Source organism: Microbaculum marinum, assembly GCF_037855135.1.
In the GTDB taxonomy this organism is placed as follows: domain Bacteria; phylum Pseudomonadota; class Alphaproteobacteria; order Rhizobiales; family Tepidamorphaceae; genus Microbaculum; species Microbaculum marinum.
Genome location: NZ_JAZHOF010000003.1, coordinates 606,129 through 619,726, shown reverse-complemented (window position 1 = coordinate 619,726; position 13,598 = coordinate 606,129). Strand labels below are relative to the sequence as shown.

The 13,598-nt window shown below is 66.7% G+C and carries 16 protein-coding genes; 8 read left to right on the top strand and 8 right to left on the bottom strand.

Translation table 11 applies throughout. From position 1 onward, the window contains the following. The first annotated feature begins 76 nt into the window (after positions 1–76). The 4 genes from V3328_RS10020 to V3328_RS10005 all read left to right on the top strand — a co-directional run bounded on the left by V3328_RS10020 (position 77) and on the right by V3328_RS10005 (position 3,643). The gene (locus tag V3328_RS10020) at positions 77–412 is read left to right on the top strand and encodes a GIY-YIG nuclease family protein (protein WP_340329498.1); all 336 of its coding nucleotides are present in this window, start codon (positions 77–79) and stop codon (positions 410–412) included. A 233-nt stretch (positions 413–645) separates the two neighbouring features. After that, positions 646–1,776, top strand: a complete 1,131-nt coding sequence (locus V3328_RS10015) for an ATP phosphoribosyltransferase regulatory subunit (protein WP_340329497.1) — start codon at positions 646–648, stop codon at positions 1,774–1,776. Next, the gene (gene hisG / locus V3328_RS10010; protein ID WP_340329496.1) at positions 1,773–2,753 is read left to right on the top strand and encodes an ATP phosphoribosyltransferase; all 981 of its coding nucleotides are present in this window, start codon (positions 1,773–1,775) and stop codon (positions 2,751–2,753) included. The genes V3328_RS10015 and hisG overlap by 4 nt, the downstream gene beginning before the upstream one ends. A gap of 74 nt (positions 2,754–2,827) precedes the next feature. After that, entirely contained in the window at positions 2,828–3,643 is an 816-nt protein-coding gene (locus tag V3328_RS10005) for a sulfite exporter TauE/SafE family protein (protein ID WP_340329495.1), read from the top strand. Positions 3,644–3,663: 20 nt separating this feature from the next. Here V3328_RS10005 and V3328_RS10000 read toward each other — a convergent pair whose 3' ends face one another. After that, complete coding sequence (locus V3328_RS10000) at positions 3,664–3,963, bottom strand: hypothetical protein (protein ID WP_340329494.1); 300 nt, start codon at positions 3,961–3,963, stop codon at positions 3,664–3,666. A 352-nt stretch (positions 3,964–4,315) separates the two neighbouring features. Between V3328_RS10000 and V3328_RS09995 the strand changes: the two genes are divergently transcribed. The 3 genes from V3328_RS09995 to V3328_RS09985 are packed head-to-tail and all read left to right on the top strand — an operon-like array spanning position 4,316 to position 5,724. Further along, positions 4,316–4,624, top strand: coding sequence for a hypothetical protein (locus V3328_RS09995; protein WP_340329493.1), 309 nt, complete (start codon positions 4,316–4,318; stop codon positions 4,622–4,624). A gap of 42 nt (positions 4,625–4,666) precedes the next feature. Then, positions 4,667–5,062: a hypothetical protein gene (locus tag V3328_RS09990; protein ID WP_340329492.1), complete on the top strand. Its 396-nt coding sequence runs from the start codon at positions 4,667–4,669 to the stop codon at positions 5,060–5,062. Further along, positions 5,059–5,724, top strand: coding sequence for an exopolysaccharide biosynthesis protein (locus V3328_RS09985; protein WP_340329491.1), 666 nt, complete (start codon positions 5,059–5,061; stop codon positions 5,722–5,724). Before V3328_RS09990 ends, V3328_RS09985 begins: the two co-directional genes overlap by 4 nt. Positions 5,725–5,734: 10 nt before the next feature. Here V3328_RS09985 and bcsS read toward each other — a convergent pair whose 3' ends face one another. The 5 genes from bcsS to V3328_RS09960 all read right to left on the bottom strand — a co-directional run bounded on the left by bcsS (position 5,735) and on the right by V3328_RS09960 (position 10,734). Further along, complete coding sequence (gene bcsS / locus V3328_RS09980; RefSeq protein WP_340329490.1) at positions 5,735–6,481, bottom strand: cellulose biosynthesis protein BcsS; 747 nt, start codon at positions 6,479–6,481, stop codon at positions 5,735–5,737. Positions 6,482–6,712: 231 nt separating this feature from the next. After that, positions 6,713–8,350 carry a chaperonin GroEL gene (groL, locus tag V3328_RS09975; protein WP_340329489.1) on the bottom strand — a complete coding sequence of 546 codons (1,638 nt, stop codon included), beginning with the start codon at positions 8,348–8,350 and terminating at the stop codon, positions 6,713–6,715. A gap of 62 nt (positions 8,351–8,412) precedes the next feature. Further along, entirely contained in the window at positions 8,413–8,730 is a 318-nt protein-coding gene (groES, locus tag V3328_RS09970) for a co-chaperone GroES (protein WP_340329488.1), read from the bottom strand. Between the two features lie 203 nt (positions 8,731–8,933). Further along, positions 8,934–9,851 carry a DMT family transporter gene (locus V3328_RS09965; protein WP_340329487.1) on the bottom strand — a complete coding sequence of 306 codons (918 nt, stop codon included), beginning with the start codon at positions 9,849–9,851 and terminating at the stop codon, positions 8,934–8,936. Positions 9,852–10,029: 178 nt separating this feature from the next. After that, entirely contained in the window at positions 10,030–10,734 is a 705-nt protein-coding gene (locus V3328_RS09960) for a glutathione S-transferase family protein (protein WP_340329486.1), read from the bottom strand. Between the two features lie 107 nt (positions 10,735–10,841). On the opposite strand from V3328_RS09960, the gene V3328_RS09955 reads away from it, so the two are divergent. Next, positions 10,842–11,204, top strand: a complete 363-nt coding sequence (locus tag V3328_RS09955; protein ID WP_340329485.1) for a winged helix-turn-helix transcriptional regulator — start codon at positions 10,842–10,844, stop codon at positions 11,202–11,204. Between the two features lie 60 nt (positions 11,205–11,264). Here V3328_RS09955 and V3328_RS09950 read toward each other — a convergent pair whose 3' ends face one another. Then, positions 11,265–11,582: a hypothetical protein gene (locus V3328_RS09950; RefSeq protein WP_340329484.1), complete on the bottom strand. Its 318-nt coding sequence runs from the start codon at positions 11,580–11,582 to the stop codon at positions 11,265–11,267. A 54-nt stretch (positions 11,583–11,636) separates the two neighbouring features. Next, positions 11,637–13,562, bottom strand: coding sequence for an adenylate/guanylate cyclase domain-containing protein (locus tag V3328_RS09945; RefSeq protein WP_340329483.1), 1,926 nt, complete (start codon positions 13,560–13,562; stop codon positions 11,637–11,639). Between the last annotated feature and the right edge of the window lie 36 nt (positions 13,563–13,598).

Here is a 13,598-nt window from a genome sequence, read left to right as displayed (position 1 = left end):
GCGTCCCTGAGGAGCGACGGTCTCCCGCCCGCCACCGCTTCCAGCAGTATGCCAGAAACGGCGGAGTTCAAGTTACATGGAAATTGCGTCAGCGATCGCCTCGAACCACGAGGGCGGGTCACACGTGAAGCCGGTTTTCGTCTATATCCTGCGCTGCGCCGACGGTTCCTACTACACCGGCACCACACGCACCTCACTCGAACGGCGGGTCGCCGAACACAACCAGGGAACGTATGGCGGGTACACCAAAAGCCGCCGCCCCGTCACACTGGTGTTCGCCGAGGAATTCCCCCGGGCAGACGATGCGATCGCCGCCGAGCGCCAGATCAAGGGCTGGAGCCGGGCGAAGAAGGAGGCCCTGATTTCGAGCGATTTCGAGAGGCTTCGCGAGCTGGCCCTTCGCCGTGGATAGACCTACGCCAGCGCCTCGTGGTTAGAGACGGCCGCTGACGCGGCCTCCTTACCATGAGGCTCAAGGAATGTGCCGGCGTGTTGAAGCTCAAGAGCATCCCTCATGGTGAGGAACCTTGCGTCAGCAAGGTGTCTCGAACCACGAGGGCGGGCAGCGGCCGATGGCTGTCGCCATCCACCCCCGCGCCTGCTAAAAGGCCGCGAATCTGTAGCGAGCGTTCGAGACCAGGATCCATGACCCCGCCCGCCGAACCCGACAAGGCCGTCGACGAGCTGCTGGCGCTGTTTGCCGAGCGCGGGCTGACGCGCGCCGAGCCGGCGATCCTGCAGCCGGCATCGGTGTTCCTCGACCTGTCCGGCGAGGACATCCGAAGGCGGCTCTATCTCGTGCAGGACCCCTCCGGCGGCGAACTGTGCCTGAGGCCCGACTATACCATTCCGGTCAGCCTCGCGCATCTGGCCGGTCCCTCGGCCGGACGGGCGGCGGGCTACAGCTATTTCGGGCCTGTCTTCCGCTACCGGCCGGCCCAGTCCTCGCCGGGGGAATTCAACCAGGCCGGCATCGAGCTTTACGGCATCGAGGACCGTGACAACGCCGACGCGGAGATCGTCGCCCTGTCGCTGGAGGCGGTGAGGCGTTTCGGACTGACCGCTCCGGAGATCCGTCTCGGCGATCCGGGTCTGTTCATGGCCTTCGTCGAGGCGCTGAACCTGCCGGAGCCGTGGCCGCGCCGCCTGCGCTCCGCGTTCGGACGGCCCGGCGGCGTCGCCGAGGTGCTGAGCGCGGCGCCGAAGCCCGATGCCGACGGGCGCGGCGCCTACCTGGCCGGCCTCGCGCGCACGGACCCGGCCGCAGCCCGGTCCGCGGTCGAGGAGATGGTAGCGGTCGCCGGCATCGCGCCGATCGGCGGGCGCAGCCCGCAGGAGATTGCCGACCGGCTGATCGAGCAGGCCCAGCTCGCCACCGACGGCGGCCTCGACCCGGATGCCCGCGACGTGCTGCTCCGGGCGGCTGCCGTGGCCGGCAATCCGGAGGACGCGCTGAAGACGTTCACCGCACTGGCCCAGAGCGCCCGCCTCGACCTCGACGAGCAGCTCGTGGCCTTCGCCCAGCGGCTGCTGACCATGGCGGAGCGAGGCGTGCCGCTGGAGCGGATGAGCTTTGCCGCCGATTTCGGCCGCCGGCTCGACTACTATACCGGCTTCGTCTTCGAGGTCTTCGACCCGACGCGGCGCGAGATCGGCCAGGTCGTCGGCGGCGGCCGCTACGACAGGCTGCTCGGCCGGCTCGGCGCGCCGGGCGAGATTCCCGCCGTCGGCTGCGCCATCTGGGTCGACCGGCTGACCGGGGGAGAGGCGGCATGAGCGCGCCGTTGCTGATCGCCGTTCCCTCGAAGGGACGCCTGCAGGAGAACGCCGACGCCTTCTTCGCGCGCGCCGGCCTCGCCGTGACGCGGTCGCGCGGCCACCGCGACTATCGCGGTGCGATCGCCGGCATCGACGGGGTCGAGGTGCTGTTCCTGTCGGCCTCCGAGATCACTCGCGAGCTGTCCGCCGGCGCCGTCCACCTCGGCATCACCGGCGAAGACCTGGTCCGCGAGGTGATCGCGGATGCCGACGACGCCGTGGAACTGGTGACGCCGCTCGGCTTCGGCGGTGCAAACGTCGTCGTCGCGGTGCCGCAGATGTGGATAGACGTCCGCACGATGGCCGACCTCGACGACGTCGCACAGGGGTTCCACGCACGTCACGGCCGGCGGCTTCGCGTCGCCACCAAGTACGTCAATCTCACGCGCAAGTACTTCGCCGAGCATTCGGTGGGCGACTACGTCATCGTCGAGAGCCTGGGGGCGACCGAAGGGGCGCCGGCCTCCGGCGCCGCAGACCTGATCGTGGATATCACGACGACCGGGGCTACGCTGGCGGCGAACGCGCTGAAGGTGCTCGACGACGGCGTCATCCTGATGAGCCAGGCCAATCTCGTCGCGGCGCTGCGGGCCGAGTGGGACGAGCCGCGACGCCGGGCCCTGCGCATCCTTCTGGACCGCATCGCCGCCGAGGAGCGCGCCCGTCTCGTGCGCGAAGTGCGGGCGAGCGTCCCCGGCGACGGGCGCAGGGTGTTCGAGGAAGCCGCCGGCCGGTTCGGCTGCGAGGCTCCGTTCGGAGTCGAAAAGGGCGGGCCGCTGCTGCTCCATTGCCCGACGGACACGCTGTACGGGCTGATCGACTATCTTCGCGAGGCGGACGCCGAGGCGGTGACCGTCGGACAGGTAGACTACGTCTTCCAGGCCCGCAATCCGCTCTACGACAAGGTCGTTTCTCGGCTGGGCGGCCAGCCGTGATATAGAAGGGTCCGGCGAACCGCGCGGCGGGGGAGGGGGCGGACCTGTTCCATTCGACGACTCCGGAGCACCTCGTGCTCGTGATCGCCGTCATGCTCGCCATGGGCCTGGCGTCCGGGTTCATCGCCGGGTTCTTCGCCGTCACGGGCAGCGTCATTCGGGTGCCGCTGCTGCTGTTCCTCGGCGGCTGGCTGGCCATCCCGCCCGAGATGCGGATGCACGTCGCGCTGGCGACTTCGCTAGCCACCGCACTACCGACGATGCTGGCCGCTGCGCGCGCCCATGCCAGGGCAGGCGACGTCGACTGGGATATCTGGCGATGGTTCGCGCCGGGCGCCTTCGCGGGCGCGGTGGTCGGGACCGTCGCGGCGATCAACGTGCATTCGAACGTCGTGGAGATCGCCTATGTCGTGCTGATCATGCCGATCGGCGTCATCTCGCTGGCGCGGCCCGCCGGCATCCACCTGCTGTCGAAGGCGCCGGTCAACATCTTCGGTACACTGATCCAGACGGTGGTCGGAGCCGGTTCGGCTTTGATCGCGCTTGGGGGCGGCGTCTTCAACGTGATGCTGCTGGGCGGCTGCGGGTTGCCGAAGGACAGGGTCGTCGGCACGTCGGCTGCGATTGCACCGGCCATCGTCGGGCCGGCACTCGCGGTCGTCATCATCGGCGGCCTTGGCGTCGAGGGCCTTCCCGCCGGGCAGTTCGGATACGTCAACCTGCTCGGGTTCGTCTTCATCACGATCGGCGCGATGGTGGCGGCGCCGTTCGGCACGCGGATCAACGCGCGGGTGCCCGATCGGCTGCACCGCCGGCTGTACGGGCTCTTCGTGCTCGCGATCGCAGTGAACATGCTCGTCCACCTGCTGATCACGTACGGCGTGGTTTAGGTGCCGATCGCGGAAGGGTCCTAGGCGGGGCCGGCGGCGGACAGAAGCGCCTCGGACCGTTCGTATTGCCAGGTGCGACGCGCCACCCAGTAGGTCGCGTACATGGCGGCCGCCACCGGCACCGCTCCCAGTGCGAGATGGAGGGAGGCGGGAAGATGCAGCAGACCGCCGCCGGCCCAGTCGAGCGCAACCGCGGCGAACAGGGCTTCGGATCCGACCAGGACGGTCATTCCGACCGTGCTGACGATAGCGGGGAGAAGTGCGCTCGCGACGGGCTGGCTGGGCGCGGGACCGGCCCCGACGGTGGCGGTGGCGTTCATGCGGGTGTCCTCGAAGACGATGGTGCGAGCGGAGCACGGCTGAAACGACGGCATCCGCGAACGCGAATATCGGACCGGCGCCGATCCTGCGGAAGAGGGGCAAAAATAATTATCCGCACGCGCGCTCGGCCACGCGTTTGCCGCAATTCGGGCGCGGCGTAGCGCCCGTCGGACGGAGAGTCCGGCCTGACAGGCGACACCGGGCGCGGCCTGCAAGACGCGTCTTGCGGCCTTCGGTGCAACGCGATCGGCAAGCCGAACACATCCGCCTCGAGCCGTGCGCGAGGGCGTCTCGCGTGGCTGTGTGCGCTCGTCCGCAACGGACGGCGCCCGTTTCGAGGTCAGGTTCACCATGACTTTTCTCGTCGCCGTCGTCGCGCTGGCTGCGGTCTTTGCCGCCTTTTCGCTCACGGCAAGGCTGTACCGGTGGCCCCAGCGGCCGGCCTGGGTCGACAGGGAATCCGTCGTGATGCTGGTGAGCGTCGCCTTGACGGGATGCATCGCGGGGGCGGTGTGCTTCTTCGTCGGGGCCGCTTTCCTGCTGCCACTTCCTCTCTGGGGCGACGCGCTGACGGCAGTCGCCGGACTGGCCGTCGTCTTCGGACTGGTCCGCGTGGCGGTCGCGGCCATCGCCGGGCGCGCCGGCGGGACCGTGGCGTGAGGCCTTGCCGCGCGGCGCCGCCGGCGAAGGAATGACGGGAGCATGACCGTGTCCGACGGCTGGGCGCTCGGGGGGACGGCCCTGGGCCAGTTCGCAGGGGCATTCGTCAATCCGCTGGCCTGGCTCGTCATGATCGCCGCGGCACTTCTGATCGCGAAGGGACCGCGCAGCAGGCGCATCGCCGGCATCCTGATCGGCCTGTCTTGCGCGCTGCCGGGCGCGGTGATGTCGGAGTCGGTCTTCGAGGCAGGCACGGGCGTCCTGGGCGGGGCGGCCGGCGGTCTCCTCCTCGCCGAAGTGACCGGCACCCTGGTGCTTCCGGTATTGCGGCTGCTGGCCTGGTGTGCGGTGACGGCCGGGGATCTGGTCGGGTTCGCGGCGGTTCGACTGGGCGGACGAGTGCGCCAGCCGCCAGGCGATCCGGAGCGCGAGGCGTGACGGCGACCGACGCGGTCCTGCCGCGACTTCGCAGGCGCGCCCGGCCGCGGCCGGGGCCACGCCTGTCGCGCGTTCTCCGGCAGATCACCCGGACGGCCGGAGACGGGCGGGTGTCCCTGGAGGATCTGCTGGTCGCCTTCGGCGATCGTGCATTCGGCGCGCTGCTGCTGCTGTTTGCGCTGCCGAACATCGTGCCGCTGCCGCTGATCGGCGTGTCGACCGTCCTCGGCATTCCGATGGCCTTCGTCGCTGCACAGATGGCGGCCGGCAGCCGGACTCTCTGGCTGCCGGGCTGGATCGGGAGACGGTCCGTCGCCGCCGGCGAGTTTCGGGCCGTCATGGGCCCGTTGATCCCGACCGTCGCGCGGGCGGAACGGCTGCTGTCGCCGCGCTGGCTGTGGCTGACGTCGCCCGGCGCGATGCGTGCCGTCGGAGTGGTGTGCCTCGTGCTGTCGGTGATCCTGCTTTTGCCGATTCCCTTTGCCAACCTGCTTCCGGCCACCGCAATCGTCGTGCTTGCGCTCGGGCTGTTGCAGAAGGACGGCCTGGCCGTGCTAACGGGGCTGCTGATCGCCGCAATCGCCGCGACGGTCGCGGCAGGCGTCGTCTATGCCATCGTCAAGACGGCCATCTTCCTGCTGTTCCGGATCGTGTTGCGGTAGGCAACGGGCGTCAGCGCCATGTCTTGACCTGGAAGGCGACGTAGGGGCCGTCGTCGTCGGGCTCGATCGCCCACCCGCCGCCGAGCTTGAGCGTCAGCTGCCGGTCGTGCCGGTATTCGACAAGCAGCCCGTAGCGCTGCTGATCGTAGCCGGGTTCGCCGAAGGCCGCCATCTCCGGCTCCAGCGCGAAGTGCGGCGACAGGGCTACGTTTGCGGAGATGCGGGCGGTATAGCTTTCCGCCGCCGTCGCATAGGACCCCGAACCGTTGAGAACGACGTCGGAGGTCGGGCGGAACCATCCTTCGATGCGGGCCTTCGCCCCGAACCGCGTGCCCTGCCGCGACTTGCCCGGATCATGGGGACGGGTCGTCTGGTCCTGGACCGTGGCGCCGCCGTAGATGGTCACGCCGGCATCGTCGCCGATCCATTCGAAGCCCGGCATGACGGCCGCGGTCAACAGGCGTCCGCTGATCCTGGTCGATCCGGAGAGGTACGCGAACTCGCCACCCCCGGCGATGGCCCGCAGCCGCCATCCGGTCTGGTGAAGATCGTCGACGGGCGCCCAGACCAGACCGGCGTGGCCGAACATGGACTCTGCGGCGCTGTCGCCGCCGAAGAACAGATGCCAGCGCGGCGGGAGCTCGGTTCCGGCCGGCGCCTGCAGCGGGAAGCTCAGTGCCAGTCCGGCAGCAGAGAGCAGACATGTCGTCCGCCAACGCGCGATGCAGATGCGCCGGCGCGGCTTCCCCCACGCCATCCGAAACGTCCCCCTCCGGCCAATCTTCCGTAAGGGAAATTGAACCAGAGTTGGCGGGTCCCCGCAACCTATGCGTAAGTCGACCTTCCTCGGAACACGGAAAAGAGGAACCCGCAGGCCGCCGCCAATACGTGGACAAAAAAGGGCGGCACATTGGGCCGCCGCCAACAGGAGGATAAAAAAAGGGCGGCCCGTTGGGCCGCCCCGGTATTCTCGACGTACCTTACTTCCTCAGAAGTCCATGCCGCCCATTCCACCACCGGGCATCGCCGGAGCCGGGCTTTCCTTCTTCGGAAGCTCGGCCACCATCGCCTCGGTGGTGATCAGCAGGCCGGCGACCGAAGCGGCGTCCTGCAGCGCGGTGCGCACGACCTTGGTCGGGTCGATGATGCCCTGCGCCACGAGGTCGCCATAGGTCTCGTCCTGGGCGTTGAAGCCAAAGTTGTCGGCCTTCGCCTCGAGCACCTTGCCGACGACGATCGATCCCTCAACGCCCGAGTTCTCGGAGATCTGACGGATCGGCGCCTCGAGGGCCTTCAGGACGATCTTGATGCCGGCCATCATGTCCGAGTTGTCGGACTTCAGCTTGGCGACCGCGGCCTTGGCGCGCAGCAGCGCGACGCCGCCGCCCGGAACGATGCCTTCCTCGACCGCCGCACGGGTGGCGTTGAGGGCGTCGTCGACGCGGTCCTTCTTCTCCTTCACCTCGACCTCGGTGGCGCCGCCGACGCGGATCACCGCAACGCCGCCGGCGAGCTTCGCCAGCCGCTCCTGCAGCTTCTCGCGATCGTAGTCGGAGGTCGTCTCCTCGATCTGGGCCTTGATCTGGCCAACCCGACCCTCGATGTCCTTCTTCTTGCCGGACCCATCGACGATCGTGGTCTCTTCCTTGGTGATGTTAACCTTCTTGGCTTTGCCGAGCATGTCGAGCGTGACGTTCTCGAGCTTGATGCCGATGTCCTCGGAGATCACCTGGCCGCCGGTCAGGACGGCGATGTCCTCCAGCATGGCCTTGCGGCGATCACCGAAGCCCGGCGCCTTGACGGCGGCGACCTTCAGACCACCGCGCAGCTTGTTGACGACGAGCGTGGCAAGCGCCTCGCCCTCGACGTCCTCGGCGATGATCAGCAGCGGACGGCCGGACTGCACGACCGCCTCGAGCACCGGCAGCATTGCCTGCAGGTTCGACAGCTTCTTCTCGTGCAGGAGGATGTAGGGATCCTCGAGATCGCAGATCATCTTCTCGGCATTGGTGATGAAGTACGGCGACAGGTAGCCGCGATCGAACTGCATGCCCTCGACGACCTCGAGCTCGGTCTCGAGCGACTTGGCTTCCTCGACCGTGATGACGCCCTCGTTGCCGACCTTCTGCATCGCCTCGGCGATCATGTTGCCGACTTCGCGGTCGCCGTTCGAGGAGATCGTGCCCACTTGGGCGACTTCCTCGGACGTCTTGATCTTCTTCGAGCGCTTCTCGAGATCCTTGACGGCCTCGGCAACGGCAAGATCGACGCCGCGCTTCAGGTCCATCGGGTTCATGCCGGCGGCAACCGACTTGGCGCCTTCACGCACGATCGACTGGGCCAGCACCGTGGCGGTGGTGGTGCCGTCGCCGGCGATGTCGTTGGTCTTCGAGGCCACTTCGCGCACCATCTGGGCGCCCATGTTCTCGAACTTGTCGTCGAGCTCGATCTCCTTGGCGACGGTGACGCCGTCCTTGGTGATCCGCGGCGCGCCGAACGACTTCTCGAGGACGACGTTGCGACCCTTCGGGCCGAGCGTCACCTTCACCGCGTTGGCGAGAATGTCGACGCCGCGCAGCATGCGTTCGCGTGCGTCGCCGGAAAACTTAACTTCTTTCGAAGCCATTGCTGATTACCTCTTCTACCTGGAGTTCTCGGGTACAAAAAAACCGCGTCCACCCGGGGTGGTCACGCGGCCTTCTTCTTCGAGGACTTCTTGACGTCGACGATGCCCATGATGTCGGACTCCTTCATGATCAGGTAGTCCTCACCATCGATCTTCACCTCGGTGCCCGACCATTTGCCGAACAGGATGCGGTCGCCGACGGTGACATCCATGTCGATGCGGTTGCCATCTTCATCGCGGCCACCCGGGCCGACGGCGATGACTTCGCCTTCGCTCGGCTTTTCCTTGGCGGTGTCCGGAATGATGATGCCGCCCGAGGTCTTCGCTTCCTCGTCGATGCGCTTCACAAGCACACGGTCGTGCAAGGGACGGAAGTGCATGAAACGTAGCTCCTCCAATTGGATAGCCCTTTGGGCCACTGGGTTGTTGAGACTAAGGGGACGACTGTTAGCACTCATCTGATCAGAGTGCCAGCAGACGGCGCACGAGATAAGCGCGGTGCCCTTGCCTGTCAAGAGGGTGACCCAGAGGTGGGCTCCCGCCTTGCGTGTCGCAAGGACCTCCAAGCGGATTTCCAGGGCGATCAGCTTCCCGGAGCGTTAATCCGGCGGCGCGGAAAGATCGGCCGCCCCGACCTCGTCGCGATCAGGCACGCCAGGATGATCAGCATGGCCCCGGCCAGGGTCGTCATCGCCGGGCGCTCGCTGAAGAACAGCACGCCGAAAATCGTGGCCCAGAGCAGGTTGGTGTATTCGAGCGGAGCCAGTTTGCCGGCCTCGGCGTGCTTGAACCCCCAGGCGATCAGCAGGTGTCCGACGGTGCCGAGCAAACCGATGACGACGAAGCGGCCGAGTTCCGCCATCGATACGCCGGACCACGCGACGAGCCCGAACGGCGTCAGCATGAGCGTCGCGAACGCAGCCTGAAGCAACACCATGACCGGTATGGCGTCGTGGGCGGAGTGCTTGCGCAGCAGGATGATGCCGAGCGCGTAGGAGACCGCCGCCAGCAGCGCCGCGGCGACGCCCAGCGGCATCAGGGTGCGGCCGGTGCCCATATCGCCGGCGACGACGACGAGGACGCCGGCGAAACCGATCATCACGCCGAAGATTGCGCGCGAGGTGATCGGCTCGCCGAGCACGATGCGGGCGATGAGAACCATGAAGATCGGCGCGGTGAACGACAGCGTTACCGCTTCCACGAGCGGCATGCGCGTGATCGCGAAAAAGAACGATCCTGCCGCCACGATCATAATGGCGGCGCGCAAGGCGTTCGTCTTGATCGATTTCAGGTTGATCGTATGGGGGCCGGTGGCCGCGAAGGCCGCCACTGCGAAGACGGCGCCGAACACGTAGCGCAGCCAGACCAGCTGAAGGATCGGGTAGGTCGGCCCCATGCTCTTGACCAGCGCATCCATCGCCGACAGCAGAAGGATGGACAGCGCCACGACCATCGCCGGGCGCAGGGACGCGGCTGCGTCGGCTGTACGGACCTCGACCATCTGGCGATCCTTCGGGACAAGCGGGCATTCGCAACAATCTGGAGGCGCCAATACCACGGCACATCGCGCGCGCCTATCACCGAACGTGCATGCCTGCCGCGTCGGAACGCGGCCAATACGCGGGAGGGAGGGTGGAGCGCGGGCCTCCGACACAGGTCGTCGCCCCGCGCTCGTTCGCCTAGCTGCCGAATTGCCGTGTCACGTCGGCAAGCGTCAGGTGGCCAACGCAGGCGCTGCTCACCGTCTCGCTTCGACCACCTTCCATTGCCATGGCGTAGACGACGGCCGGATCGGCTTCGATACGATCCCGGAGGGCGGAGAGTTCCGGCCACCGGTTCCTGTCGGCTACCTCGTGGACCTCGAGCCAGCGCGCAACGCCCGCCAACAGGCCGTCGGCCAGTGTAGGATGGTCCGCGATCAGGAACGGGGTGTCGCCGATCAACTCCTCGAGCCGGTCGTGGCGTTCGGTCACGCAGTCGCGCCCCCATTGCCGCAGGGCCGATTGCATTGCGGGATTCGGCGGGTCCATCTCCATCGCCGCCCATAGCGGACCGAATGCGGCGGTAAAGCCCGTATTGATGAACGCCATCAGCCGGTGCATCTCGTCGGCTGCGCGAGTCAGCGGATCGAAACTGATGCGCCGCTCCGGGTCCCGCGCCTCCAGCCAGGCGGCGATGGCCAAGGTTTCCGTCAACACCTCGCCCTTGTCGGTTATGAAGGCGGGTGACTCGAACCGCGGATTGATCCGGGAATAGGCCGGTTCGCGCATCTCGCCCAGCATGTGTACCCGGCAGAGTCGGTAAGGTTTGCCAAGCCATTCCAGGGCGGCGACGAGGCCCATGGAGCTTCCCGACGGAAAGCCGTAGAGTAGTATGGGTTCCATGTTCTGTTTCTCCGTGACTTCTGATGATCACGCTGCGCAGCGCAGTGGGAACCTAACGGATCTGCCGTGCCGGTAAATTACGCACCTTTTTGTAACCACGAGCGGCCATGAAAACACTCGTCTCACGATGCCCGATCGAAGAGGTCATGCAGGTTCTCGGCGGACGCTGGCCGAGCCTGCTGATCTACTATCTCAAGGACGGCACCAGGCGGTTCAGCGATCTGCGGCGGGACAATCCCACGATCTCACACCGGATGCTGACGCTCGAACTGCGCAAGCTGATGGATGCCGGCATCGTCCGGCGCACCGAATTCGAAGGCTATCCGCTGAGGGTGGAATACGACTTGACGGACGCCGGACAGGAACTGGTCCCTCTCATCGATGCCTTGGGGGACTGGTGGGAAAAGACCGAATCTTGGTGTGCGGATCGGCAACGCGAGATGGCGACCGCCGGACTGGCGGTCACCTGAGTTGGGTCGAAACCTCGGGGTAGATTGGGCCGCCGGTGGCGACGTGGACTCCCGGCAGGGTCACGGAATCGGAAACTCGGTGACCTTCTCCGCCTCGTTGTCGATCAGCATGAACATGTCGAAATAGGTGATCGTCGGCGTCTGGCCGGTACGTTCCCTGAAGCGGGCGATCCAGGCGGCATCGTGAGCCTTCTGCGCGGCCTCGCGCGACGGCCAGATGTAGATCCCGGCGTGCCTGCCGTCCTCTCCCCGGACGAAGTGCTTCCGGATCAGATCCGGGTTGGAGCGCCAGTGCTCGACGACCCCGCGCGCATCCTCGAGGATGTCGTCCTGCGTGGCGCCGGCGGGGGGATCAAAACTGACCATCTCGACAATCATTCGCATACTCCGTGATTGGATTCGATTGGCTCTGTGCCGCGCGAAGCAGCGACCTTAAGCCGCCGCAGGACGCAATTCATAGATCTCTACCGGCACGGCGCGGCCCTTGACCCTTGTCCCGCCGTGATCGGCGAAGACGAAACGGTCGCCGCACCTCTCGCGCGTCTCGCGGCTGACGAGAATGGTCGTGCCGTATTCCTTGTTCAGCCCCTCCAGCCGGGCGGCGACGTTTATCGTATCGCCGATTGCCGTGTACTGCAGGCGATCCTCAGCCCCGACATTGCCGACGACGGCAGGGCCGGTATGGACCCCGATGCGGGTGACCAGTTCGGGACGTCCGGCGGCGCGCTGGGCGGCGTTGAAGACATGGATCGCCCGCTCGAGATCCAGAGCACAGCGGCAGGCGTTGGCGGCGTGGTCGGGATCGGCGACGGGGGCGTTCCACATCGCGTAGACCGCGTCTCCGATGAACTGGATGATCGTCCCGCCGTTGTCCTCGACCCCCTTGTTCATCAGCTCGAAATAGTCCGACAGCAGCGCCACGACCGCCTCAGGTTCGTTGTTTTCGGAGATCGTCGTGAAATCCTTGATGTCGGTGAACATGACGGTGACGGTCTCCCGCGCGGCGGCCTTCCGGTCGAACAGGCCGGACTCGACGATCCGCTTGACCAGTTCGCGCGGGACGTAGTGCGCGAACGAACGGATCGCCGTGCGCGCCGCGGCGATCGCCGCAGCCAGGTTGTTGATCTCGGAGATGCGCGAATTGAAGGGTGCCGGCTCGCTGAATTCCAGTTCCTTGAGACGCAGCGCCTCGCCGCTCAGCCGCGCCAGTGACCCGCTGATCATCCGCGACACGAAGATCGAGACGATGATCCCTGCGGCAAGGATCACCAGCGTGAGCATCAGACCACGCCGAAGTTCGGCCTCGACCTGCACGGTGAAGTCGGCCCGCGGCGCCACGGCCGCGAACGTGTAGCCGTTCAGCACCGACAGGAAGTCGACGGGCACGAACAGCACTTCGAAGGTCTCGCCGGCGATCTCGAAGTGGGCCTCACCCGAGCCCACCTCCCCCAGCAGGCGGACGACGTCCTGCAGGAACGGGTCGTGTTCCTCGAGATACGCGTGATCATCCGGCAACTCGCCCTTGGCCGTCTCGACGAGTTCGGCCATCAGGGCCTGGTCGGAGTGGACGATGAGTCTGCCCTCGTCATCGAAGACGTAGGTTTCCGCATTGGGGGAAATGCGCTCGTCGGCGAGGAATTTCGCGACCGACGACAGAAGCACGTCCGCCGCGATCACCACGCCGGGATCCTCCCTGTGCCTGTCGGCGACCGTCTTCACGTAGGCGTCGCTGAGCGGCATGAGATATGGCGCAGTCGCGATGGGGCCTTCGGATTCGACTGCCTCGGCATACCAGGGACGCGTGCGCGGATCGAACGTGGTCGGCCGGGCAGGAAGGAACGACATCGGCTCGCCGTTGGCGTCCAGGTAGGTCCAACGGACCGTCGGGCGGCCTCCCGCATCGGGAATGATCATCTCTATCGCGGCGGCCGACCCGTCGGGCGGGTCCAGGTCGTCGATCCAGGGCGAGCCCTCCCGCAGTCCGACGATCCGCAGGAATCGGCCGTCCGGGTATCCGGCGAACAGGCCCTCGAGCCCGGGCGCAAGTTCCAGAACCTCGAACATGAACCTGCGCTTTGCATCGAGATCGGCAGGGGGACTTGAACGCATCGCATCCAGGGCCGCGCCGACCTGGACCATGGCCAGCTTGTCGGAAAAGGCGATCTGGTAGCGATCGATGAGGCGTTCCGCCAGCGACTCCATCTCGAGATCGATCGCCTCGTAGGCCGCCTGATGTCCGCGATTGTAGGATATCCAGAGGTCCGGGACCGTCGTGGCCACGAGAATCCCGACCAGAACCAGGCCGATATGGATCCGCAGCGGCCGCGTCCAGATGCTGCGGGATGGTTGTTCGCTCAACGTTGCTGCCCCCGGTGCCTCGAATCGCGATCGCCG